The sequence below is a fragment of the Streptomyces sp. NPDC002671 genome (assembly GCF_053592475.1).
In genome coordinates this window covers 138,879-161,114 of record NZ_JBSFVU010000005.1, presented here as the reverse complement: position 1 = coordinate 161,114, position 22,236 = coordinate 138,879, and the positions used below count along the sequence as shown (strand labels likewise).

Annotated in this window: 25 protein-coding genes; 16 read left to right on the top strand and 9 right to left on the bottom strand. The window is 72.4% G+C overall.

Features of this window, described 5'->3' with window-relative positions; genetic code table 11:
* The first annotated feature begins 31 nt into the window (after positions 1-31).
* The 3 genes from ACWD35_RS09530 to ACWD35_RS09520 are packed head-to-tail and all read left to right on the top strand — an operon-like array spanning position 32 to position 2,131.
* Positions 32-508: a DUF2771 domain-containing protein gene (locus ACWD35_RS09530; protein WP_451350590.1), complete on the top strand. Its 477-nt coding sequence runs from the start codon at positions 32-34 to the stop codon at positions 506-508.
* A 29-nt stretch (positions 509-537) separates the two neighbouring features.
* Positions 538-1,269 (top strand): futalosine hydrolase, encoded by a 732-nt coding sequence (locus ACWD35_RS09525; RefSeq protein WP_451350809.1) that lies wholly within the window; start codon positions 538-540, stop codon positions 1,267-1,269.
* A complete protein-coding gene (locus tag ACWD35_RS09520) occupies positions 1,247-2,131 on the top strand; it encodes a 1,4-dihydroxy-6-naphthoate synthase (RefSeq protein ID WP_451350589.1) in 885 nt (294 codons plus the stop codon). The genes ACWD35_RS09525 and ACWD35_RS09520 overlap by 23 nt, the downstream gene beginning before the upstream one ends.
* 213 nt (positions 2,132-2,344) lie before the next feature.
* On the opposite strand, the gene ACWD35_RS09515 is transcribed toward ACWD35_RS09520, so the two are convergent.
* Positions 2,345-2,728, bottom strand: a complete 384-nt coding sequence (locus tag ACWD35_RS09515; protein ID WP_451350588.1) for a cold-shock protein — start codon at positions 2,726-2,728, stop codon at positions 2,345-2,347.
* 162 nt (positions 2,729-2,890) lie between these two features.
* On the opposite strand from ACWD35_RS09515, the gene ACWD35_RS09510 reads away from it, so the two are divergent.
* Positions 2,891-3,145: a hypothetical protein gene (locus ACWD35_RS09510; RefSeq protein ID WP_451350587.1), complete on the top strand. Its 255-nt coding sequence runs from the start codon at positions 2,891-2,893 to the stop codon at positions 3,143-3,145.
* Here the strand turns inward: ACWD35_RS09510 and ACWD35_RS09505 are convergent.
* On the bottom strand, positions 3,118-3,774 hold the full coding sequence (locus ACWD35_RS09505) for an HAD family hydrolase (RefSeq protein ID WP_451350586.1): 657 nt from the start codon (positions 3,772-3,774) through the stop codon (positions 3,118-3,120). The two genes, ACWD35_RS09510 and ACWD35_RS09505, sit on opposite strands and share 28 nt — an antisense overlap.
* 13 nt (positions 3,775-3,787) lie before the next feature.
* Positions 3,788-4,888: a hypothetical protein gene (locus tag ACWD35_RS09500; protein WP_451350585.1), complete on the bottom strand. Its 1,101-nt coding sequence runs from the start codon at positions 4,886-4,888 to the stop codon at positions 3,788-3,790.
* A 109-nt stretch (positions 4,889-4,997) separates the two neighbouring features.
* Between ACWD35_RS09500 and ACWD35_RS09495 the strand changes: the two genes are divergently transcribed.
* Together ACWD35_RS09495 and ACWD35_RS09490 are read left to right on the top strand one after the other, a co-directional pair.
* Positions 4,998-7,550, top strand: coding sequence for a helicase-associated domain-containing protein (locus ACWD35_RS09495; RefSeq protein ID WP_451350584.1), 2,553 nt, complete (start codon positions 4,998-5,000; stop codon positions 7,548-7,550).
* 82 nt (positions 7,551-7,632) lie between these two features.
* Positions 7,633-9,282 (top strand): DNA repair helicase XPB, encoded by a 1,650-nt coding sequence (locus ACWD35_RS09490; RefSeq protein WP_451350583.1) that lies wholly within the window; start codon positions 7,633-7,635, stop codon positions 9,280-9,282.
* Here the strand turns inward: ACWD35_RS09490 and ACWD35_RS09485 are convergent.
* Both ACWD35_RS09485 and ACWD35_RS09480 read right to left on the bottom strand, forming a co-directional pair.
* Positions 9,234-10,409, bottom strand: coding sequence for a glycosyltransferase 87 family protein (locus tag ACWD35_RS09485; RefSeq protein WP_451350582.1), 1,176 nt, complete (start codon positions 10,407-10,409; stop codon positions 9,234-9,236). The genes ACWD35_RS09490 and ACWD35_RS09485 overlap by 49 nt on opposite strands.
* An 18-nt stretch (positions 10,410-10,427) precedes the next feature.
* Entirely contained in the window at positions 10,428-10,610 is a 183-nt protein-coding gene (locus ACWD35_RS09480; protein ID WP_451350581.1) for a hypothetical protein, read from the bottom strand.
* A 272-nt stretch (positions 10,611-10,882) separates the two neighbouring features.
* Here ACWD35_RS09480 and ACWD35_RS09475 point away from each other — a divergent pair, with 272 nt between their 5' ends.
* Positions 10,883-12,934, top strand: a complete 2,052-nt coding sequence (locus ACWD35_RS09475; RefSeq protein WP_451350580.1) for a HelD family protein — start codon at positions 10,883-10,885, stop codon at positions 12,932-12,934.
* 54 nt (positions 12,935-12,988) lie between these two features.
* Positions 12,989-13,642 carry an LppU/SCO3897 family protein gene (locus ACWD35_RS09470; protein ID WP_451350579.1) on the top strand — a complete coding sequence of 218 codons (654 nt, stop codon included), beginning with the start codon at positions 12,989-12,991 and terminating at the stop codon, positions 13,640-13,642.
* Positions 13,643-13,685: 43 nt separating this feature from the next.
* Here the strand turns inward: ACWD35_RS09470 and ACWD35_RS09465 are convergent, their stop codons facing one another.
* On the bottom strand, positions 13,686-14,378 hold the full coding sequence (locus tag ACWD35_RS09465) for a copper homeostasis protein CutC (protein WP_451350578.1): 693 nt from the start codon (positions 14,376-14,378) through the stop codon (positions 13,686-13,688).
* Between the two features lie 175 nt (positions 14,379-14,553).
* Here ACWD35_RS09465 and ACWD35_RS09460 point away from each other — a divergent pair, with 175 nt between their 5' ends.
* Both ACWD35_RS09460 and ACWD35_RS09455 read left to right on the top strand, forming a co-directional pair.
* On the top strand, positions 14,554-15,204 hold the full coding sequence (locus ACWD35_RS09460) for an HD domain-containing protein (RefSeq protein WP_451350577.1): 651 nt from the start codon (positions 14,554-14,556) through the stop codon (positions 15,202-15,204).
* Positions 15,205-15,277: 73 nt separating this feature from the next.
* A complete protein-coding gene (locus ACWD35_RS09455; RefSeq protein WP_451350576.1) occupies positions 15,278-16,345 on the top strand; it encodes a GNAT family N-acetyltransferase in 1,068 nt (355 codons plus the stop codon).
* On the opposite strand, the gene ACWD35_RS09450 is transcribed toward ACWD35_RS09455, so the two are convergent.
* Both ACWD35_RS09450 and ACWD35_RS09445 read right to left on the bottom strand, forming a co-directional pair.
* Positions 16,327-16,605 (bottom strand): DUF4031 domain-containing protein, encoded by a 279-nt coding sequence (locus tag ACWD35_RS09450; RefSeq protein ID WP_451350575.1) that lies wholly within the window; start codon positions 16,603-16,605, stop codon positions 16,327-16,329. The two genes, ACWD35_RS09455 and ACWD35_RS09450, sit on opposite strands and share 19 nt — an antisense overlap.
* Before the next feature lie 10 nt (positions 16,606-16,615).
* A complete protein-coding gene (locus ACWD35_RS09445) occupies positions 16,616-17,023 on the bottom strand; it encodes a hypothetical protein (RefSeq protein ID WP_451350574.1) in 408 nt (135 codons plus the stop codon).
* Positions 17,024-17,078: 55 nt separating this feature from the next.
* Here ACWD35_RS09445 and ACWD35_RS09440 point away from each other — a divergent pair, with 55 nt between their 5' ends.
* Genes ACWD35_RS09440 through ACWD35_RS09425 form a run of 4 tightly spaced genes read left to right on the top strand, consistent with a single transcriptional unit; the run spans position 17,079 to position 20,600 of the window.
* The gene (locus ACWD35_RS09440) at positions 17,079-17,984 is read left to right on the top strand and encodes a MurR/RpiR family transcriptional regulator (protein ID WP_451350573.1); all 906 of its coding nucleotides are present in this window, start codon (positions 17,079-17,081) and stop codon (positions 17,982-17,984) included.
* A 34-nt stretch (positions 17,985-18,018) separates the two neighbouring features.
* Complete coding sequence (murQ, locus tag ACWD35_RS09435; protein WP_451350572.1) at positions 18,019-18,942, top strand: N-acetylmuramic acid 6-phosphate etherase; 924 nt, start codon at positions 18,019-18,021, stop codon at positions 18,940-18,942.
* A 16-nt stretch (positions 18,943-18,958) separates the two neighbouring features.
* On the top strand, positions 18,959-20,356 hold the full coding sequence (locus tag ACWD35_RS09430; protein WP_451350571.1) for a PTS transporter subunit EIIC: 1,398 nt from the start codon (positions 18,959-18,961) through the stop codon (positions 20,354-20,356).
* 31 nt (positions 20,357-20,387) lie between these two features.
* A complete protein-coding gene (locus ACWD35_RS09425) occupies positions 20,388-20,600 on the top strand; it encodes a hypothetical protein (protein ID WP_451350570.1) in 213 nt (70 codons plus the stop codon).
* 15 nt (positions 20,601-20,615) lie between these two features.
* On the opposite strand, the gene ACWD35_RS09420 is transcribed toward ACWD35_RS09425, so the two are convergent.
* Entirely contained in the window at positions 20,616-20,861 is a 246-nt protein-coding gene (locus ACWD35_RS09420) for a hypothetical protein (RefSeq protein ID WP_451350569.1), read from the bottom strand.
* Between the two features lie 114 nt (positions 20,862-20,975).
* Here ACWD35_RS09420 and ACWD35_RS09415 point away from each other — a divergent pair, with 114 nt between their 5' ends.
* Both ACWD35_RS09415 and ACWD35_RS09410 read left to right on the top strand, forming a co-directional pair.
* The gene (locus tag ACWD35_RS09415) at positions 20,976-21,815 is read left to right on the top strand and encodes a helix-turn-helix domain-containing protein (protein ID WP_451350568.1); all 840 of its coding nucleotides are present in this window, start codon (positions 20,976-20,978) and stop codon (positions 21,813-21,815) included.
* Positions 21,799-21,999, top strand: coding sequence for a DUF397 domain-containing protein (locus ACWD35_RS09410; RefSeq protein ID WP_451350567.1), 201 nt, complete (start codon positions 21,799-21,801; stop codon positions 21,997-21,999). Before ACWD35_RS09415 ends, ACWD35_RS09410 begins: the two co-directional genes overlap by 17 nt.
* Positions 22,000-22,236 lie beyond the last annotated feature (237 nt).

The following is a 22,236-nucleotide window of genomic DNA, read 5'->3' as shown; positions in this document are numbered from 1 at the left end:
GGCGGCTTCCGGCGCCCGATAGCCTTCGGCCATGACCACGATGCATTCCGCTGTGCGACGCCGCCGCGCCGTCGCCGCCGCCGGCGCCGTTACCGCAGGACTGCTCGTCCTGACCGCCTGCGAGAAGCCGACCCCGATCTCGACGATCGCCGTCGGCTCCAGCTCGATCCACTCCGAAGCCCTCTGCTACAACGACGGCAACAAGCTGGACGCCAAGTCGCTGGCGAAGTGCGCCAAGAACGCCGAGAACCTCAAGTCGATCAAGGTCGACCAGGACGCGACCGTCCGCTTCGGCGTCGAACCGAAGATCGCGGACGCCGGCTGGGTCATCCTGGTGAACGGCCGCCAGTTCACCGACGTCAGCAAGAAGACGTACCGCACCATCCCGGGCAGCGCCTTCTTCAACGCCCAGTACGGCACCCAGGGCGACACCAACAACATCTCGATCCAGATGGGCGAGACCGGGAACATCAAGGGCTTCTGGTCGTTCAAGCTGAAGAAGGCCTGATCAGCCTGATCAGCTTCGGCACCCGCCCCATACGCATTCTCGTGGCCACCGCTGTCCCCGCCGAACGGGACGCGGTGGCGCGGGCGTTCCCGGGGGCGGGCGAGGAGGTCTCCCTGCCCGCGGGGTCCGTCCTGCGGACCGCCGCCGGCTCCGGTTCGGGGTACGACCTGCTGGCCGCCGGTGTCGGGCCCGCGCTCGCCGCGGCCTCCACCGCCGCGGCCCTGACCGCCGCCGCCCTCGACGGCGCCCCGTACGGTCTCGTCGTGTCGGCCGGGATCGGCGGCGGTTTCCAGCCGGAGGCGCCCGTCGGTTCGCTCGTCGTCGCCGACGCGATCACCGTGGCCGATCTGGGTGCCGAGACCGCCGACGGCTTCCTCCCGGTCACCGAACTCGGCTTCGGGACCGTCACCCACCGGCCGCCGGAATCACTCGTACGAGTCACCTCCGAAGCCACCGGCGCCCTCCCCGGAACGATCCTCACCGTCTCCACCGTGACCGGCACCGCCGCCCGCGCCGCCGAGCTGCGCGCCCGTCACCCGCGCGCCCTCGCGGAGGGCATGGAGGGGTTCGGGGTCGCCGGGGCCGCCGCCGCGCACAAGGTGCCCGTGCTGGAGCTGCGCGCGGTGTCCAACCCGGTCGGCCCGCGCGACCGCGCCGCCTGGCGCATCGGCGACGCCCTGGCCGCCCTCACCGGCGCCTTCGGGAACCTCGCGCCCGCATTGGAGAGTTGGAACCCGTATGACCACCAGCATCAGCAGTGAGCAGCCGTTGCAGGGTGAGCAGCCCCTGCAGATCGCGTACTCGCCCTGCCCCAACGACACCTTCGTCTTCGACGCCCTCGCCCACGGCCGCGTCCCCGGCGGGCCCGCGCTGGACGTGACCTTCGCCGACATCGACCTCACCAACGGCATGGCCGAGCGCGGAGAGTTCGACGTACTGAAGGTGTCGTACGCCGTCCTGCCGTACGTCCTGGACGAGTACGCGCTGCTGCCCTGCGGCGGCGCGCTGGGCCGGGGCTGCGGGCCGCTGGTGCTCACCCGGGAGGCGGGACTCGACCTCACGGGCCGTACGGTCGCCGTGCCGAGCCAGACCTCGACGGCGTACCTGCTGTTCCGGCTGTGGGCCGCGGACACGCTGAAGGACGGCGGGGTCGGCGAGATCGTCGTGCTGCCGTTCCACGAGATCATGCCGGCCGTGCGGGACGGCAAGGTGGACGCCGGGCTCGTCATCCACGAGGCGCGCTTCACGTACCAGAACTACGGGCTGCACAAGCTCGCCGACATGGGCGAGCACTGGGAGCGCACGACCGGGCTGCCGATCCCGCTGGGCGCGATCATCGCCAAGCGCTCGCTGGGCGCCGAGGCGCTGCGCGGGCTCGCGGAGTCCATCACCGCGTCCGTGCAAGCCGCCTGGGACGACCCCGAGGCCTCCCGGCCGTACGTCATGGAGCACGCCCAGGAGATGGACCCGGCCGTCACCGACCAGCACATCGGCCTGTACGTCAACGAGTTCACCGCCGACCTCGGCGAGGACGGCTACGCGGCGATCCGCGGGCTGCTCACACGCGCGGCGGCCGAGGGGCTCGTGCCGGCGCTCGGACCCGAAGCACTCGCGTTTCCCTGAGCTTCGCGCACACAGCAACCGCAGCACACCCGCCGCAACATCAGCCGGACGGAGTCCGGCACAGCTGTCCGCCGCCCGCGAAGCGGCGCAAGGACGGCAGAAAAAGGTGCCGCGGCGATCCGCGGGCTGCTCACACGCGCGGCGGCCGAGGGGCTGCTGCCGCCCCTCGGCCCGAACGCGCTCGATTTCCCCTGACGTTCGCTTGCGGGGCGGTCACACGTCCAGCTGGTCGGCGACCGCCCGCAGCAGGCCGGCGATCTGCTTGCCGGAGGCCTTGTCCGGGTAGCGGCCCTTCTCCAGCATCGGCGTGATGTTCTCGAGGAGGGTCGTCAGATCCTGCACGATCGAGGCCAGTTCGTCCGGCTTCTTGCGCTGGGCCGCCGCGACCGACGGCGTCGGGTCGAGCACTGTCACCGAAAGTGCCTGATCACCGCGCTGACCGGCGACCACCCCGAACTCCACGCGCTGTCCCGGCTTGAGTGAATCGACTCCGGCGGGGAGAACCGAGGAGTGGACGAAGACGTCACCGCCGTCGTCGCGGGAGAGAAAGCCGAAGCCCTTCTCGGTGTTGAACCACTTGACCTTGCCGGTAGGCACGTCTGTCCTCGTCCTCGTACTCGTTGGGGAATGCTTCGGAAACGGCTCTTGATAGCACTGAGCGGGTCCACGATGACCCGCCGCTACCAAGGCTAATGGTCTTCGGGCCGGTGACAAGACGTCCCCCGGTTGTTCCTACGCGCTGGGAACTACCCTGGTCCCGTGCCTGACAAAACCCAAACGAATTCCGCCGGGCCCGGTGACGGACTGATCCGCGCCGGTGCGATCGTCTTCTTCATCGGGGCTGTGTCCACCCTCGTCACGGTGGCCCCGCTGTTCCTCGGAGCGAAGCCGTTCCCGTGGTACATGTACGTGCTGTGCATGCTCATGGGCGTCGGCTTCCTGCTGGCCGGCGCCGGTGTCCTGCGGTCGGTCGCCGCCGGACGCCGTCAGGCGCGGGAGGCCGCCTCGCGGTAGCCGTCGAGCCAGTTGGGGAAGGCGGAGAGGTCGTCGAGCACGACATCCGCACCGGCGGCCCGCAGTTCGTCCGCCGGGCAGGGCCCGGTGGCCACGCAGACCGACAGCGCGCCCGCCGTACGGGCTCCGCGCACGTCTCCGACGTGGTCGCCGACGTACACGGCCGCGCCGTGCTCGCGCAGCGCCACCGCCTTCTGCTCGGCCCACAGGTCGCCCACGACCATGTCGGGCACGAGGCCGAGGTGGGACAGGTGCAGCTTGGCATTCGGCTCGTACTTCGCCGTGACGACCATCGTCCGCCCACCGGCCGCCCGCACCGCCTCGATCGCCTCGCGGGCTCCGGCCATGGCGGGCGTCGTGGCTATCGCGATCGCCGGGTACATCTCCCGGTACAGGCCGGCCATCTCGTCGATCTGCTCCGCCGGGAACCAGTGGACCAGCTCCTCCACCAGCGGCGGCCCGAGCCGCGTCACCGCCAGATCGGCGTCGATGTACGTCCCCGTCCGCTCCGCCAGGGCCACGTAACAGGCACGGATCCCTGGCCGGGAGTCGATCAGGGTCATGTCGAGGTCGAAACCCACGGTCAGCGGGCACGGGGCGATCGGGCTCATCTCGGGCATGTGGGCCATTGTGCCTGGCCCGCTAGCGGCGGCGCTGGGAGCGCCAGAGCAGGAACAGGGCCGTGGCTGTGGCCGCGCCCCGGACGACCCACGGCCAGGTGCCTGCCACGGCGTCGCCCATGTGGCCCTGGGCTATGGGGGCGCCCCAGCGGCCGGTGTTGCGGCCCCACAGCCAGAGCAGACCGCCCGCGACCGACATGCCGGGCAGGACCATGACGGCCCACTTGGTCTCGGCGGGCGTCAGGCGCCGGGAGCCCCAGGCGATCAGCCAGCCCAGGATCAGCGCGAACCAGTTGCCGAGCACGGCCCCCGCGACCAGCGCGGCGGCGGCCAGCAGCAGGAGGGGGTTGGTCCAGCCGGCGGCGGGGCGGGGCAGGAGGCGGGCCGGGAGGGAGCGGCGGGGGGCGGTCGCCCCGGGGTCCTGCTCCTCGGCCGGTTCCGGCTCTGTCTTCGGGGCCTGCTCCCTCTCCTGGGGCTCCTCCTTCGGCGGGCGCCTGAGCAGCTCCGGGATCTCCACTCCGCCCACGAAGCCCGGTACGGCATCCCCGGCCGTCCCGAACCCGAGCTGGCTGCTGCCGCCCTCCACCCTCCACCAGTCTCGAATTTGCTCGACCGGGGGGACCCCCATCCAGTCGGGCTGCGTGACGCTCTCCCCGAGTTCGTGCGCGGCGGCCAGGTGCGGCGGGGACGGCCCGTCGGCGCGGGCGGCCGGCGGCTCCGGCTCGGCGGGGCGCGGGCGGGGGACGACCTTGCGCAGGCTCTTGAGAAGGTCCGGCAGCTCCGGCTTCGCCCCCGGCGCCCGATCGCGGGGCGCGGGCTGTTCCGGCACGGCGGCGGACGGCGGCTGCGGAGCGCTCGTCGTACCAGTGGTGCTCGTCGTACCGGTGGTGCCTGTGGTGCCTCCCGCCGCCTCGACCACCTCGTCCGGGGTGCCCAGGCGGTCCAGGATGCGGCGGACGGCGGCGGGACTGTCCACCGTCACCTTGGCGCGGTGCCGGTCGATCTCGTTGCGCAGCTCCGAAACGAGCCGCATCCGCGTGGACGACGGCAGCTGGCGCTGCTGCGCGATGTCTCCGACACGGCTCAGATACTCGTAGACGACCTTGTCGCTCTCGATCCCCACGGAACCCCTCCGGGGTGCTGCCGACGAAACCCCGGTGAGGACGGTACCGCTTCTGCATGCCCCGTCCTCAAACGCCGGACGGACCGGCTTGTCCGCTACCGTTTGTCGGATGAGCCCCGAGGCCCACCCAGCCCCTCGTTCCCTCGCGGAAGCGCTCCGCGCCCGGGACGACGCCTCCCTGGCCGCGCTGCTGCGCAGCCGGCCGGACCTCATCACGCCCGTCCCGACCGACCTCACCCAGCTGGCCACCCGCGCCGGCACCCGCGCCTCGGTGCTGCGCGCCCTGGAGCGCCTGGACCGGTTCGCGCTGCAGACGGCGGAGGCGCTGGCCGTGGCCCCGGACCCGGCGTCGTACGACACCCTGCTCGGGCTGCTGGCCGGGGACGCGGGCGACCCGGCGGTCACCGCCGCGCTGCCCCGTACGCTCGCGGCGCTGCGCGAACAGGCCCTGGTGTGGGGCGACGACGAGCGGCTGCGGCTGGTGCGGACCGCCCTGGAGCTGCTCGCGCCGTCCCCGCAGCACCCCTCTCCGACCGGCCTCGGGCCGACCGTGCAGGAGGCGGGCTCGGGCATGTCGCCGGGGCGCATCCAGGAGATCATCGCGACGGCCGGGCTGCCCTCGACGCACGACTCGGTCTCCGCCCTGGCCGCGCTCACCGCCCTGTTCACGGACCGCAAGCGGATGAGCGCGCTGCTCGCCGACGCGCCGGAAGCCTCCCGCGAGGTGCTGACCCGGCTGGTGTGGGGGCCGCCGTACGGGCAGGTCACCCCGGACCCGGCCGCTCATCTGCGCTGGCTGCTCGACCGTGGCCTGCTGCTGCCGACCACGCCCGGCACGGTCGTGCTGCCCCGCGAGGTCGCCCTGCACCTGCGCGAGGGCCGCGCGCACCGGGAGACCGAGCCGGTACCGCCCACTGTCGAGCCGGCCGCGGCACACGCCCCGCGCATGGTGGACGCCACGGCGGCCGGGCAGGCGTCCATGGCGGTGGCCACCGTCGAGGAGCTGCTGAAGGACTGGGACGAGGGCGGCCCCGCCGTGCTGCGGGCCGGGGGCCTGAGCGTGCGCGACCTGAAGCGGACCGCCGTCGCCCTCGACGTGCCCGAGCCGGTCGCCGCGTTCTGGGTCGAACTGGCCTACGCGGCCGGCCTGCTCGCCCCCGACGGCGAGGCCGACGAGCGGTACGCCGCCACCCCCGCCTACGACGAGTGGCTGGAGCAGCCTCCCGCCGAGCGCTGGGCCCGGCTGGCCAAGGCCTGGCTGGCGGCCACCCGGACACCGGGGCTGGTCGGCGGGCGGGACGCGAAGGACCGTACGTTGTCGGCGCTGGGCCCAGGCCTCGACCGCTCCGCCGCGCCCGAGGTACGGCACCGGGTGCTGGCCCTGCTCGCCGGGCTCCCGGAGGGTGCGGCCCCCACCGCCGAGTCCGTGCTGGCCCGGCTGCGCTGGGAACGGCCCCTGCGCGGGCCGCAGGGCGAGGACGACCTGCGCTCGCGGCTCGCCCGCTGGGCCCTGACGGAGGCGGAGCTGCTGGGCGTGACCGGGCGGGGTGCGCTGGCGGCGCACGGCCGCGCGCTGCTCGGGGCGCCGGCACCGGCACCAGCACCGGCCGAGGGGGCAGCGGAGCCGGCCGGACCCGGGGACAAGCTGCCCGTCCGGCACCACCACCATCCCGCGCCGCTCGCGCCCTTCGCCCCCCTCTCCCCCGCCGAGCAGTCCGTCGCGACCGCCGCCGCGGCCCGGCTGCTCGCGCCGCTGCTGCCCGAGCCGCTGGACCACGTCCTGCTCCAGGCGGACCTGACGGCGGTGGCCCCCGGCCCGCTCCAGCGTCCGCTCGCCGACATGCTCGGGGTCCTCGCGGACGTCGAGTCCAAGGGCGGGGCGACCGTGTACCGGTTCACCCCCGGCTCGGTGCGGCGCGCGCTGGACGCCGGGCGGGCCGCCGCCGACCTGCACGCCTTTCTCGCCCAGCACTCCCGTACCCCGGTCCCGCAGCCGCTCGCGTATCTGATCGACGACGTGGCGCGCAAGCACGGGCATCTGCGGGTGGGCGCGGCCTCGGCTTATGTGCGCTGCGACGACGACGCCGTGCTGAACGAGATCCTCGCCGACCGGCGGGCCGCCGCGCTGCGGCTGCGCCGGCTCGCCCCGACCGTGCTGGCCGCGCAGTCGGACCCGGCCTCGCTGCTGGCGGGCCTGCGCGCCATGGGCTACGCGCCCGCCGCCGAGTCCGCCGAGGGCGACGTCCTCGTCACCCGCGCCCATGCCCACCGCACCCCGCCGCGCACCGCCCCCGAGCCGGTGCCGGACGGGCCGCCGCCGCCCGACGCCACGCTGCTCACGGCCGCGATCCGCGCGATCCGGGCCGGCGACCTGGCCGCCACCGCCCCGCGCAAGCCCGCCGGGGACCCGGTCGCGACGGCGCACGGCGAGCTGCCCCGCACCTCCTCCGCCGAGACCCTGGCCACCATGCAGGCCGCCGTCCTGACCGGCGACTCCCTGTGGATCGGCTACGTCAACGCCGAGGGCGCCGCGAGCCAGCGCGTGATCGCCCCGATCCGGGTGGAGGGCGGCTTCGTGACGGCGTACGACCACACGGCGGACGAGGTGCGCACCTATCCGCTGCACCGGGTGACGGGCGTGGCGGAGCTGGCGGAGGACTGAGCCCGATCCTCCGCCACCACCCTTGATCGTCCGTGTTTGAGGCACACTGGACGTTTGGCTGTAGTGGAAGGGTGTGCCGCGCGTGAATGGTCCGCTGATCGTCCAGTCCGACAAGACCCTGCTCCTGGAAGTCGACCATGAGCGGGCCGATGACTGCCGTCGGGCCATCGCGCCCTTCGCCGAGCTGGAGCGGGCGCCCGAGCACATCCACACCTACCGGGTCACCCCGCTCGGGCTGTGGAACGCGCGCGCGGCCGGGCACGACGCCGAGCAGGTCGTGGACGCGCTGGTGCAGTACAGCCGCTATCCGGTGCCGCACGCGCTGCTGGTCGACATCGCCGACACCATGGACCGCTACGGCCGCCTCACCCTCTCCAAGCACCCCGCGCACGGTCTCGTCCTCACCAGCACGGACCGGCCCGTGCTGGAGGAGGTGCTGAAGTCCAAGCGGATCGCTCCGCTGGTCGGGGCGCGGATCGACCAGGACTCGGTCGTCGTGCACCCCTCCGAGCGCGGTCAGATCAAGCAGGTGCTGCTGAAGCTGGGCTGGCCGGCCGAGGACCTCGCCGGATACGTGGACGGCGAGGCGCACCCCATCGAGCTGCGCGAGGACGGCTGGGCGCTCCGGCCGTACCAGAAGCAGGCCGTGGAGAACTTCTGGCACGGCGGCAGCGGGGTCGTCGTCCTGCCCTGCGGCGCCGGAAAGACGCTGGTCGGCGCCGGTTCCATGGCGCAGGCCAAGTCGACCACCCTGATCCTCGTCACCAACACCGTCTCCGCCCGGCAGTGGAAGCACGAGCTGGTGAAGCGGACGACGCTGACCGAGGACGAGATCGGCGAGTACAGCGGCACGAAGAAGGAGATCCGCCCGGTCACCATCGCCACCTACCAGGTGCTGACCACGAAGCGGAAGGGGATCTACCCCCACCTCGAACTCTTCGACTCCCGCGACTGGGGCCTGATCGTCTACGACGAGGTGCACCTCCTTCCCGCGCCCGTCTTCAAGTTCACGGCGGACCTCCAGGCGCGCCGCCGCCTCGGCCTGACCGCGACGCTGGTCCGCGAGGACGGCCGCGAGTCGGACGTGTTCTCGCTGATCGGCCCGAAGCGGTTCGACGCGCCCTGGAAGGAGATCGAGGCCCAGGGCTACATCGCGCCCGCCGACTGCGTCGAGGTCCGGGTCAACCTCACCGACTCCGAGCGGCTCGCGTACGCCACCGCCGAGACGGAGGAGAAGTACCGCTACTGCGCGACGACGGACACCAAGCGGAAGGTCACGGAGGCGATCGTCCGCCGCTTCGCCGGCCAGCAGATCCTCGTCATCGGCCAGTACATCGACCAACTCGACGAACTGGGCGAGCACTTGAACGCGCCCGTCATCAAGGGCGAGACCTCCAACGCCCAGCGCGAGAAGCTCTTCGACGCCTTCCGGGAAGGCGAGATCAGCGTCCTCGTCGTCTCCAAGGTCGCGAACTTCTCCATCGACCTGCCCGAGGCCACGGTCGCCATCCAGGTCTCCGGCACCTTCGGCTCCCGCCAGGAGGAGGCCCAGCGCCTCGGCCGCGTCCTGCGCCCCAAGGCCGACGGCCACCAGGCCCACTTCTACTCGGTCGTCGCCCGCGACACCATCGACCAGGACTTCGCCGCCCACCGCCAGCGCTTCCTGGCCGAACAGGGCTACGCCTACCGGATCGTGGACGCGGACGAGCTCCTGACGGAGGGCACGGGCTGAGCGGCCCTCGGCCACAGCACCGCCGCGCCCGCCAGCAGCGCCAGCCCCAGGAAGGGGTACGGCGAGGCCAACGGCTGTTCCCACCACGGGAAGCGGAGGTCGCGGTCGCCCTCGTGGGGGAGCAGCCACAGGGTGCGGGCGGTGAAGGCCGCCGCCGTGAGGGCCGCGAGGCGGACGCGGCCCTCGGCCAGGAGCACCGCGAGGAGCGGTACGCACCACACCCAGTGGTGGGACCAGCTGATCGGTGAGATCAGCAGGCCCGTGAACGCGGTCAGCAGGATTCCGTGCCGGTCCTCGCGCGCCCGTGCCGCCAGCCACAGCCCCGCCGCGCCGACGGCCGCCGCCGGAAGCGCCCAGGCCGGGCCCGGAACGGGGTCGTGCAGCGCCCTGGCGACCAGGCCCTGCAGGGACTGGTTGTCGACGACCCAGGCCTTGCCCACGCGGCCGGTGTCGTAGAGGCGGCGGGTCCAGAAGTCCGCGCTCGCCGCCGGGAGCAGCAGGTGCCCGAGCAGGACCGTGCCGGTGAAGGCCGCCGTGGCTGTCACTGCCTCCTTTCTGTGGCCGGTGAGGAAGAGGTGGGGGATGAAGATGCCCGGGGTGAGCTTGATCCCGGTGGCCAGGCCCAGGGCCACGCCCTTGCCCCGGGCGCCCGGGGGTCGGGTGAGGTCCCACAGGACCAGGCAGACGATGACGAGGTTGATCTGGCCGAACAGCAGCGTCTGGAAGACGGGCTCGATCCAGACGGAGACGGCGGTCGCCGTGCACAGCGCGGACAGGGGCAGGGGGCGGCCCGCCAGGCGGGCGGAGAGGGTGACGAGGGCGGTCAGCAGAAGCGTGTTGCCCGCCAGGAACAAGGCCTTCAGGGCCGGCACGGGGAGCCAGGCCGCCGGGACGAACAGAGCCGCCGCGAAGGGCGGGTAGGTCGCCGGGAGCCGCCACGGGGTGACCGTGAAGCCGTACAGGTCGCCGCCGTGGGCCGCGGCGGCGCCCTCGGCCCGGTAGACCAGCAGGTCGGCCATCGGGGCCCGCTGCAGGACGCACAGGGCGGCGAAGGAGCAGAGGGAGAGGGTCAGAAGGAGGAGAGAAGGGGTCGGGAGAAGGGAGGGCGCCACCGTCCGTTTCCACACGGAGGTGACCCTATGCCGTTACTTGCGGTGTATGCCCGCTTCCTCGCCGTACTCGCCGAGGATCACGACGCCGAACGCGGCCTCCGCGAACACCTTGACGGCACGCAGGGCGTTGCCCAGGAAGTGGTGGTGGGGGCCGTCCACGGCCGTGGCACCGGCCGGAGGCCGGAGACCGGCTGGATGGATGGTTGCTGCGCTCATGTCTCCATGGTGGCTCGCGGGGCCCCTCAGCCGCATCGGTCTGCGGGGCTAATCCCGGAGGCCTCCGCGTAGATCTCCGGGTGGACCCCGCCCCTTACAAAAGGAGGCCCACGCCCCCTAGGGGACAGAAAACCATTCGCCCCCACCCCTCCTCCCCGTCTAAAATCTCCGCTCTTGCCCGCCTCCCCCACGGAGTGCCGCCGCCCGGCCGGAAACCGGACGGCACCGACGTAGTTGCCGTACCCAGGAGCACGCCCACCGGAGGCACCCCCTTGTCCACGCCCCTGCCCACGCCCGCCGACGGCCCCCTCGCCCGAGAGCGCTCCCACCTCGCCGCCTCCCGGGCCGCCCTGCGCGCCATGCGCGAGGACGTGGAGTCGCTGGACATCAGCGACGTCACCGCGAACTGGGTCAACGCCGCGGTGCTCTCCCGGCAGATCGAGGACCGCATCAAGGCGCTGGCCGACCTCAGCGACACCCCGCTGTTCTTCGGCCGGCTCGACTACCTGCACGCGCCGGGCGCCGAGCAGGCCGAGGGCGCGGAGGGCGAGCAGTTCTACATCGGGCGGCGGCATGTGCACGACGGCGACGGCGACCCCATGGTCATCGACTGGCGCGCCCCGGTCTCCCAGCCGTTCTACCGGGCATCCAAGAAGGACCCGATGGACGTCGCACTGCGCCGCCGCTTCGGCTACACCGGCGGCGAGCTCACCGCCTACGAGGACGAGGCCCTGTCCGACCCGGCCGAGCTGGCCACCACCAGCAAGCTGCTCCAGCAGGAGATCGAGCGCCCGCGCGTCGGCCCGATGCGCGACATCGTCGCCACCATCCAGCCCGAGCAGGACGAGATCGTCCGCAGCGGGCTGGGCGGAACCGTGTGCGTGCAGGGAGGACCGGGGACCGGGAAGACCGCCGTCGGCCTGCACCGCGTCGCCTACCTCCTCTACGCCCACCGGGAACGGCTCGCCCGCACCGGCACCCTGGTCATCGGGCCGAACCGGTCCTTCCTGCACTACATCGAGCAAGTCCTCCCGGCCCTCGGGGAGTTGACCGTGCAGCAGGCCACCGTGGACGACCTGGTCGCCCATGTGGAGGTGCGCGGCACGGACGAGGCGGCAGCCGCCGTCGTCAAGGGCGACGCCCGGATGGCCGAGGTGCTGCGCCAGGCCCTCTACTCCCACGTGACCCTGCCCACCGAGCCGATCGTCGTCGTGCGCGGCTCGCGCCGCTGGCGGGTCCCGGCGTACGAACTGGAGGGCATCGTCCGGGAGTTGCTGGACCGCGACATCCGCTACGGCGCCGCTCGCGAGGCCCTGCCGCAGCGCATCGCGCACGCGGTCCTGGTCCAGATGGAGCGGGCCGGAGAGGCCCCGGACGACCGGGTGCAGGACGCGGTGGCCCGCAACAGCGCGGTGAAGGCGGCCGTGAAGCTGGTCTGGCCGGCCGCCGACCCGGCGAAGCTCGTGCTGCGCCTGCTCACCGACGCCGACTTCCTCGCCGAGCACGCCGAGGGGATCCTCAGCGAGGACGAGCGGAAGACGATCCTTTGGTCGAAGCCGGTACGCAGCGTGAAGTCGGCCAAGTGGTCTTCGGCGGACGCGGTGTTGATCGACGAGGCTGCCGACCTGATCCAGCGCACGCACTCGCTCGGCCATGTGGTCCTGGACGAGGCGCAGGACCTCTCCCCCATGCAGTACCGGGCCGTCGGCCGCCGCTGCACCACCGGCAGCGCGACCGTCCTGGGCGACCTGGCGCAGGGCACCACCCCCTGGGCGACCCGCAGCTGGGACGAGGCGCTCGCCCACCTCGGCAAGCAGGAGGGGGTCATCGAGGAGCTGACGGCGGGTTTCCGCGTTCCGACGGACGTGATCACGTACGCCTCCCGCCTCCTCCCGCACATCGCGCCCGGCCTCACCCCGGTGGCCTCCGTCCGCGAGAACCCCGGCTTCTTCGAGGTCCGTACGGCCACGGAGGCGGCCGAAACCGTCGCCGCCTGCGAGGAGTTGCTGCGCAACGAGGGCTCGACCGGCCTGATCGCCGCCGACGCCCGGATCCCGGCACTCGCCGAGGCGCTGACGACGGCCGGGATCGGCTTCCTGGCCCCCGGTGAGGAGACCACGAGCGAGACCCGTCTGACCCTGGTCCCGGCCTCGCTCGCCAAGGGTCTGGAGTACGACTACGTGGTCCTGGACGAGCCGCAGGCGGTGGTCGACGGCGAGCCGGACGAGCGAACGGGCTTGCGCCGCCTGTACGTTGCGCTGACCCGAGCGGTGTCGGGGCTGATCGTGACGCACTCGGCACCTTTGCCCTCGCAACTCTCTTAACCTCACCTAGTAAGGTGCGTGCCGTTCTGAGAAGTCCCCTTGGAAAGGCCTCAGTTGAGCACGCCACCGCCGCAGTACCCCGGGTACCAGCAGACTCCAGGGCCGTATCAGCAGACCCCGTCGGCTCCGGGCTATCCGCAGGCTCCGGGCCCGTACCAGCAGCCCCAGGCGGGCTATGGCTATCCGCAGGCTCCGGGGCCGTACCAACAGCCCGCCGGTGCGTACGCGGCTGCCCCGCCCGCACCCGCACCCGCGTCGGCCTGGCCGCAGCAGTACGGCGCCGGGATGCCGGCAGGCGGGCCGGGCTGCGAGGTGTGCGGGGCGGCGCCCGCGGCGCAGGTGACGATCCGCGGTCACCAGGGAATGATCGTGATCATGCGGTCCCTGCGGCGCCGGGGGACGTTCTGCCACACCTGCGCGCTGGCCTCGTTCCGCAAGATGCAGACCGACACCATGCTGATGGGCTGGTGGGGTCCGATGTCGGCGTTCATCACGCCCATCATCCTGCTGATCAACCTCGCCGCCCTGTCCACCATCCGGCGCATCCCCGCCCCCATGGCACCCGGTTGGCGGCCTCCGCTGGACCCCGGCAAGCCGATCTTCCGGCGGCCGGCCGGAATCGTGGCCCTGATCCCGCTGAGTCTCGGGGGCCTGCTGGTCCTGTCCATACCGATACTCATGATCATCGGCCTGCTGGCCGGGCACTAGAACCCGTGCGCTGCCGCCTCCGGGCCAGGGAGGCGCCAGGAGGTCACGGGGTGTCCAGCACCGCCCGCCACCGGGCGACGGCCTCCGCCGAGACCGGCCCCTCCCACCCCTCGGGGCGCGCCGCGCCGCCGATGTGGAAGGCCGTGATGCCGTACTTCCTGAGCCGGGAGACGTGGTCGAGGCGGAGGCCTCCGCCGACCAGGATCGCCTGCTCGTACCCGGGCTCCCCCCTCCTGCGCGCCTCCGCGGCCAGCGTCGCCAGGCCGTCGTCCACACCCGTGGCGGCGCCCGCCGTGAGGTAGGTGTCGAGGCCGGGCAGGTCGGCGAGCTGCTTGCGCAGGGCGTCGCGGTCGGCGGCCCGGTCGATCGCCCGGTGGAAGGTCCACGGGCAGCCGCCGAGCGCGCCGACGACCCGCTCCACGGCGGCCAGGTCCACCCCGCGCCCGGCATCGAGGAACCCGAACACGAACTGATCCGCCCCGGCGGCCCGCAGCTCACCCGCCACACCCACCAGCCGGTCCACGTCACCGGCCGCGAACCCGTCCGCCAGCCGCAGCATCACGCGCAGGTCGATGTCGACAGCAGCACGGATCCCGGCGACCGTGGCGGGCGACGGGGTGAGCCCGTCGGCCGCCATGTCGGTGACCAGCTCCAGGCGGTCCGCGCCTCCGGCCTGGGCCGCGACCGCGTCCTCGACGTCGAGGGCGATCACCTCCAGGACTGCACGCTTGCTCATGGCACCCCATTCGTCGGCATCGATCGGCGGCTAGAGGTCTAGTCCAATCCAAGACTACGCCTGTACGGGGCACCGCAAACCTGGGGCGGTTCACCAGGGCCGTTCAGCCGGGGCCGCGCACCCGACCAGCTCGTACGCGGCCCATTTCGGGGTCTCGTACAAAAGAATGGACCCCATGGCAGCTCTCGACCTCGACGCCCTGCGCACCCGCTTCGCCTGCACCCTGGAGGCCGCCCGCGCCCCCGGCGGCGGCCCCGATCCCGCCCCCTACGCCGACAACCTGCTCACCCGCTGGCAGGAACCGCAGCGCCGGTACCACACGCTGACCCACCTGACCGCGGTCCTCGACCACATCGACGCCCTGGAGAAGCACGCGGCCGACCCGGACGCCGTACGCCTGGCCGCCTGGTTCCACGACGCGGTCTACCTCCCCGACCGCTCCGAGAACGAGGAGCGCTCGGCACGGCTGGCCGAACGCGCCCTGCCGGAGGCCGGCGTCCCCGAGGCGAGGACGGCGGAGGTGGCCCGTCTGGTCCGCCTCACGGTCACCCACGCCCCCACCGCCGACGACCGCAACGGCCAGGTCCTGTGCGACGCGGATCTGGCGATCCTGGCCTCGCCCCCGACGGCGTACGCCGTCTACACCACCGAGGTCCGCGAGGAGTACCACTTCGTCCCGAACGACGCCTTCCGCGAGGGCCGTTCGGCGATCCTCCGCCAACTCCTGGCCCTCCCCCACCTGTTCCACACCTCGTACGGCCAGGAGCACTGGGAGGCGACGGCTCGCTACAACCTCACCTCCGAGCTGGACATGCTGTCGGCCTGAGGCGCCCCTCCCCACCTGCCCGAGCTGGAAATACTGTCGCCCCGGCCACCCGCGCCCCCATACCCTGCGGCCCATGCGTGTATTGAGCGGGGACGATGTGGACGAGGCCGTGGCGAGCTGTGTGGCGGCGCTGCGGCCTGCGGTGGAGCGGGACTGGGCCGGTGTGAAGGCCGGGCGGCTGGAGTGGAGTTGCCGGGAGGCGGCCGAGCACATCGCGAGTGATCTCATCGCCTACGCGGGGCAGTTGGCGGGCCGTGCCCAGGACGCCTACGTCCCCTTCGACATCACCCTCGATGACGGCGCCGACAACGCCGGCCTACTGCACGTGATCGAGACGACCGGCGTCCTGCTCGCCACCACCGTCCGTACGACCCCGCCCGGCGTGCGCGCCTTCCACCCGTACCCGTTCCGCAGCGCCGACCGCGAGGGCTTCGCGGCGATGGGCATCGCCGAGGTGCTGCTGCACACGCACGACATCGCCCAGGGTCTCGGCCTCTCCTACGAGCCTCCAGCGGAACTCGTCGCGTCCGTGCTGGCCTGCATCTTCCCGCACATCCAGCCCGGCCCCGAGCCCTGGTCGACCCTGGTGTGGGCAACCGGCCGCGGCGAACTGCCGGGCCGCGCCCCGGTCACCGACTGGCGCTGGCGCAACAACGTGGTCATCCCCTCCGAGCGCCTCACCCTGACCGGCGTCCGCCCGGCCGCCGCCCGCGATCTGCGGCTGGGCGGCGACGGCGGTTTCGAGTGGATCGACGGCGGCCCGTTCGAGGGCACGCGGGACGCCTCGGGCTTCATGCTCAAGGCGTACGAAGCAGGCGCGCACCGCCCCGAGTTCGGCGTGTTCGCCCTGGTCCGCCGCGAGGACGGCCTCGCGGTCGGCGGCATGGGTTTCCACGGCGTCCCGGACGAGGACGGCCGCGTGGAGATCGGCTACGACCTCGCCGAGGCCGCCCGCGGCAACGGCTACGCCACGGAGGCGCTGCGCGCACTGTCGGAGTGGGCGCTCGCCAGGGACGACGTCCACACCCTGTGCGCGACGATCGAGCCGGACAACCTCCTGTCCCAGGCGGTCGTCACCCGCGCGGGGTGGCGGAAGACGGGCGAGAGCGAGGACGGGTACGTCTACGAGCTGGGCCGCTGAGCCAGTCCCTTGCGCCGGCGCAGGCCGGAGGCGTGCAGCAGCCGCACCACCTGGCGGCTGCTGACCTGCACCGCACCGGCCCGTACGGCGTCCGCGTACCGGTGGGAGGGGATGTCGTAGTGGTCGCGTTCGAAGGCGCGCCGGGGCAGGCCCAGCTCGTCGGCGAACCGCTGCAGTTCCTCGTACGAGACGTCGCTGATCAGGTGCGACCACATCCGGCCGTGCCCGGGCCAGTTCGGCGGGTCGATGTAGATCGTCACGGACGGCGCCTCACGAGGACGTCATCCCGCCCGCGGCCCGGCCCAACGCGCCCACCGCCGCCACCCGTACGCCCGCCTTGTGGCACACCCAGTGCGGGTCGGGTCCCAGCTCCGGCTCCACGTCCAGCGCGTGCGGGTCGCCCGAGCCGCACACCGGGCACAGCGGCCAGCGGCCGTACCGCTCCAGCAGCGCGTCCTGTACGTCCTGCGCGACCAGCCCGGCCAGGAAGGGGGCGCCGTCCGGCCACTGCTCGACCCACCAGCGCCGCTGCGTGACGGAGTCCTCGACCAGCGAGACCACGTCCGCCTCCGCGACCTCGCGCGCGACCAGATCAGCCAGCACCAGGGCGCGCGCCGCGTGCAAGGCCTGTTCAAGGGGGCTGATGGGGTCATCGATGGGGTCGCTTACAGGCTCCATGGTCCCATTGTGCGCACTCTTGACCGCTCCATCGAAACGAAAATATCTTTCATGTGTGACCCAGGACGTGAAGGAAACTTTCGGCAGTCCGGGCGGCTCCCTCGCCGCCAAGGTGCGCACCCTCGCCCCGTCCATGACCCGGTCCATGCACCGCGTGGCCGAGGCCGTCGCGAGCGACCCCGCGGGCTGCGCCGCCCTCACGGTCACCGGCCTGGCCGAACGCACCGGCACCAGCGAGGCCACGGTCGTACGCACCGCCCGCCTGCTCGGTTACCCGGGCTATCGGGATCTGCGTCTGGCCCTCGCCGGGCTCGCCGCCCAGCAGCAGTCCGGCCGCGCGCCCGCCATCACCACCGACATCGCCGTGGACGACCCGATCGCCGACGTCGTCGCCAAGCTGGCCTACGAGGAGCAGCAGACCCTCGCCGACACGGCCGCCGGACTCGACACCGCCCAGCTCGGCGCGGCCGTCACCGCGCTGGCCGGCGCCCGGCGGACCGACGTGTACGGCATAGGGGCGTCCGGGCTGGTCGCCCAGGACCTCACGCAGAAGCTGCTGCGAATAGGGCTCATAGCCCACGCGCACAGCGATCCGCATCTCGCCGTGACCAACGCGGTGCAGCTGCGGGCGGGCGATGTGGCGATCGCGATCACCCACTCCGGCTCGACGGGGGACGTCATAGAGCCGCTGCGGGTCGCCTTCGAGCACGGGGCGACGACGGTCGCGATCACCGGCCGCCCGGACTCGCCGGTCACGCAGTACGCCGACCATGTGCTGACCACCTCCACCTCCCGGGAGACCGAGCTGCGGCCCGCCGCGATGTCCTCGCGGACCAGCCAGCTGCTCGTCGTGGACTGCCTGTTCGTGGGCGTGGCACAGCGGACGTACGAGACGGCGGCGCCGGCGCTGGCCGCGTCCTACGAGGCGCTGGCGCACCGGCATCGCACACATCCCAGGTGAGTGACAGCACGCGAATCAGAAAGAGCCACCCCCCATGACCTCGCACGACCTGCGCACCGAGCTGGCTTCGCTGACCACCGAAGCCTTCCGGCCCGAACTCGCCGAGATCGACCGCCTGCCCACCCTCGACCTCGCCCACCTCATGAACGGCGAGGACACGGGCGTACCCGCCGCCGTCGCCGCCCGCCTCCCCCAGATCGCCGCCGCCATCGACGCCCTGGCCGCCCGCATGGCACGCGGCGGACGCCTGATCTACGCCGGTGCGGGCACCGCCGGCCGCCTCGGCATCCTCGACGCCTCCGAGTGCCCGCCCACCTTCAACACCGCCCCCACCCAGGTCGTCGGCCTCATCGCGGGCGGCCCCGACGCCATGGTCAGCTCGGTCGAGGGCGCCGAGGACTCCCCCGAGCTGGCCCGCAGGGACCTCGACGCGCTGAAACTCACCCCCGATGACAGCGTTGTCGGCATCTCCGCCTCCGGCCGCACCCCGTACGCCATCGGCGCCGTACAGCACGCCCGCGCCCTGGGCGCCCTGACCATCGGCCTGGCCTGCAACGAGGGCAGCGCGCTCGCGGCGGCGGCCGAGCACGGCATCGAAGTCGTCGTCGGCCCCGAGCTGCTCACCGGCTCGACCCGCCTGAAGGCCGGTACGGCGCAGAAACTCGTCCTGAACATGCTGTCGACGATCACGATGATCCGGCTCGGCAAGACGTACGGGAACCTGATGGTCGACGTCCGCGCCTCGAACGCCAAGCTCCGGGCCCGCTCGCGCCGCATCGTCTCGCTGGCCACCGGCGCGAGCGACGAGGAGATCGAGAAGGCGCTCACCGAGTCCGGCGGCGAGGTGAAGAACGCCATCCTGACGATCCTCGCCGACGTCGACGGCCCGACGGCCACCCGCCTTCTGGAGGAGTCCGACGGCCATCTGCGTGCCGCGCTGGCGATCGCGCCGCACTGACCCGCACGCTCGGGACGTGCGCAACGCCTCCACCTCCCTCGCCCAGGCCGTGCTCGCCCACGTCGGCGGCCCGGCGAACGTCACCTCCGTCACCCACTGCATGACCCGGCTCCGCCTGACCCTCGCCGACCCCGGGCCGGTGAACGCCGAAGGGCTGCGGGCAGAGCCCGGGGTGCTGGGGGTGGTGGCGGCGGACGGCGGGGGGTCGTACCAGATCGTGCTGGGGCCGGGGGTGGTGGCGCAGGTGACGGCGGAGGTGTCGGCCGAGGTGGAGGGGCTGGTGGGGCAACAACCAGCCGTTACTGGCGCGCAGTTGAAGGAAAGCCTCCGCCAACGCAACGCCACCCCCTTCAAGACGGCCCTGCGCCGTATCGCCTCGGTCTTCGTCCCGCTCATCCCAGCCCTGATCGGCTGCGGCATCCTGGCCGGGCTCAACGGTCTCCTCCTGAACGCCGGTTGGCTGCCCGGCCTGACTCCGGCACTGGCCACGATCTCCTCCGCCTTCATGGCGCTGATCGCGGTGTTTGTCGGCCACAACACGGCGAAGGAGTTCGGCGGCACGCCCGTGCTGGGCGGGGCGGTGGCGGCGGTGGTCGTGTATCCGGGGGTGGCGAAGGTGACGGCCTTCGGGGTGCACCTGGCTCCCGGGCAGGGCGGGGTGCTCGGCGCGCTGGCGGCGGCTCTGCTGGCGACGCGGGTGGAGAAGTGGTGCCGGGGGAGAGTGCCGGGTGCCCTGGATGTCCTACTGACCCCCACGCTGACCGTCCTGGTCTCCGGCCTGATCACGCTGTACGGCCTGATGTACGCCGCCGGTACGGTGGCGACGGCGATCGGCACGGGGGCGAACTGGCTCCTGACGACGACCGGAGCGATGGCCGGCCTGCTCCTGGGCGGCCTCTTCCTCCCTCTGGTCATGCTGGGCCTTCACCAGGCCCTGATCCCCATCCACACCACGCTCATCGAACAGCAGGGCTACACCGTCCTGCTCCCCCTGCTGGCCATGGCGGGCGCGGGCCAGGTCGGCGCGGCACTGGCGGTGTACGTCCGCCTGCGCCACGACACGTCGTTGCGTACGACGATCAGGTCAGCGCTCCCGGCGGGCCTGCTCGGCGTGGGCGAGCCCCTGATCTACGGCGTCTCCCTCCCCCTGGGCCGACCCTTCCTGACGGCCTGCGCGGGCGGGGCGGCGGGCGGCGCGTTCATCGGCTTCTTCGCGATGCTGGGCACCAAGGTGGGCGCGACGGCGATCGGCCCGTCCGGCTGGGCCCTGTTTCCGCTGCTGGCGGGGAACAGAGGGCCGGGGCTCGCTGCGGCGATCTACACGGGCGGGCTGGCGACCGGGTACGTCGTGGGCTTCCTGACGACGTACGTCTTCGGCCTCCCCCGGCGCCCTCATACGGAGGCCACAGCGTGACGGGCGGCCCTGACCAGTCGTTTCCCCGGGCATGATGAAGAAGCTCCTGGCCACCGCCGCCCTCACCGCCTCCGCCGCCGCCCTGGCCGCCCCCGCGCACGCCGACGACCACTGGACCACCAAGGACACCGCGCGGTGCGCCACCAGCCTCGCCGTAGTCCCCGCGCTCAAGACCGTGTCCCCGCTGCCCCTGGCGGCTCCCGCCCCCGCGTGCGGCGCGGGCAGCCTCATCCACCACGGCTGACCACCCGCCACACCGTCAACCGCTACGGCTCTCCCGGTTCACCTTCCGGACCCTGGCCCGCAGCTCCTCCCCGGCCGGCATCGCCCGCAGGACATCCGTCAGGTGCTCGGCGGTACGCACATTGCAGCGCCCCAACTCGACCAGAGCGAACGGCTCATCGCTCGCTCCGGTCACGGGGTCCACGCGCAGGGAGGGCAACACGACCCCGACGCCAACGAGGGCGTCCCGCAGCGACTCCACGATCTCTTCGGTGGTCCGCACCTGTCCTATACCTCCACGGTGAGTTCTTTGTTTGCTACACAGCGTGGCGGCTGGGTGGCTAGCCTGGCCAGATACGGCGTCCCAACAGCTCTGGCTGTGTGACAGGGAGTGGCTATGGCAGGCCCGAAGGATCTCGACCCGTCGTCGTCGCCACGGGCCCTGCTGGGGGCAGAACTCCGGCACGCGAGAGAGAAGGCGGGGCTCAGCCAGGAGGAACTGGGGCAACGTCTGTTCGTGAGCGGGTCGTTCATCGGGCAGCTGGAGGCGGGTACGCGGCGGATGCAGCGGGAGTATGCGCGGCTGTTGGATGAGGTGCTGGGGACGGGCGACTTCTTCCAGCGGAACTGTGGGGCGGCTGCCAAGTCCCGCTATCCCGAGCACTTCGCTGAGGCGGCGGAGGCGGAGGCGATTGCCACAGCGATCCGAGAGTACGCCCCGATGCTGATCCCGGGGCTGTTGCAGACACCTGACTATGCACGGGCCGTGTGTGAGGCGCACCAACCCACGGCCCCCGAGGAGGAGATCGAGCACCTGGTGACAGCCCGCATGGAGCGGACCAGGCTCCTCGACGATCCAACAAAGCCTTTGTTGTGGGTCGTACTTGACGAGGCAGCCCTGCGCCGAGTGACGGGCGGGCCTGCGGTAATGGCCGAGGCTCTGCGTCACATCGTGAGCCTGGTGCAGCGCCGTCGGGTGATTGTGCAGGTGCTGCCGTTCACGGAAGGTGCGCACGCATCCATGGGCGGCGCGCTCAAGCTGATGACCTTCGATGGCGCGCCCCCGCTCGTCTACTTCGAAGGGCCGGGAACCGGCAGGCTGGAGGACGATCCCGCCACCGTGACACGCTACGAACTGGCCTACGATTTCCTTGAGGCCACCGCACTCTCAACACGCCATTCCCTGGCCCTGATCGAATCAGTGGCGGAGGATTACGCCCATGCTGATCAACCCTGAGCACGACCTGAGCTCGGCCACCTGGCGCAAGTCCAGCTACAGCGACGGCAGCGGCGGCAACTGCCTCGAAGTGAGCGACGACAACCCGGCCCTCATCCCCGTCCGAGACTCGAAGAACCCCCACGGCCCGAAGCTCTTCTTCAGCTCGGCAGCCTGGGTTGCCTTCACCTCTTCTCTCAAGTGACCGTTGAGCCACTCGCTTCTTGGCCAGTGTCGTGCTTCCGCGAGCCGAGTAAAGGGCGCTCCCGTTCCGCTGCGCTCCACTCCCGCGTCGCCTACGGCGATGGCCCTGCGGGCCACCCTTGACTCGCCTCGCTCCAGCACGGGGAAGAAGCGAGCGAGCGGCCCGGAAGGGCAGTGGTCCAGCCCGGCACTCGCCCCTCGGGGCGCTGGCCAGGCGCCGTCGGCGGGGGAGGCGCGG

Excerpts from the sequence above, each read along its gene's own strand:
- murQ (WP_451350572.1), top strand. The coding sequence starts at position 18,019 with ATGACCTCGCACGACCTGCGCACCGAGCTGGCTTCGCTGACCACCGAA.
- ACWD35_RS09465 (WP_451350578.1), bottom strand. The coding sequence starts at position 14,378 with ATGAGCAAGCGTGCAGTCCTGGAGGTGATCGCCCTCGACGTCGAGGAC.
- ACWD35_RS09480 (WP_451350581.1), bottom strand. The coding sequence starts at position 10,610 with ATGAGCGCAGCAACCATCCATCCAGCCGGTCTCCGGCCTCCGGCCGGT.
- ACWD35_RS09460 (WP_451350577.1), top strand. The coding sequence starts at position 14,554 with ATGGCAGCTCTCGACCTCGACGCCCTGCGCACCCGCTTCGCCTGCACC.
- ACWD35_RS09415 (WP_451350568.1), top strand. The coding sequence starts at position 20,976 with ATGGCAGGCCCGAAGGATCTCGACCCGTCGTCGTCGCCACGGGCCCTG.
- ACWD35_RS09425 (WP_451350570.1), top strand. The coding sequence starts at position 20,388 with ATGATGAAGAAGCTCCTGGCCACCGCCGCCCTCACCGCCTCCGCCGCC.
- ACWD35_RS09530 (WP_451350590.1), top strand. The coding sequence starts at position 32 with ATGACCACGATGCATTCCGCTGTGCGACGCCGCCGCGCCGTCGCCGCC.
- ACWD35_RS09455 (WP_451350576.1), top strand. The coding sequence starts at position 15,278 with ATGCGTGTATTGAGCGGGGACGATGTGGACGAGGCCGTGGCGAGCTGT.
- ACWD35_RS09495 (WP_451350584.1), top strand. The coding sequence starts at position 4,998 with ATGAGCCCCGAGGCCCACCCAGCCCCTCGTTCCCTCGCGGAAGCGCTC.
- ACWD35_RS09520 (WP_451350589.1), top strand. The coding sequence starts at position 1,247 with ATGACCACCAGCATCAGCAGTGAGCAGCCGTTGCAGGGTGAGCAGCCC.
- ACWD35_RS09410 (WP_451350567.1), top strand. The coding sequence starts at position 21,799 with ATGCTGATCAACCCTGAGCACGACCTGAGCTCGGCCACCTGGCGCAAG.
- ACWD35_RS09445 (WP_451350574.1), bottom strand. The coding sequence starts at position 17,023 with ATGGAGCCTGTAAGCGACCCCATCGATGACCCCATCAGCCCCCTTGAA.
- ACWD35_RS09505 (WP_451350586.1), bottom strand. The coding sequence starts at position 3,774 with ATGGCCCACATGCCCGAGATGAGCCCGATCGCCCCGTGCCCGCTGACC.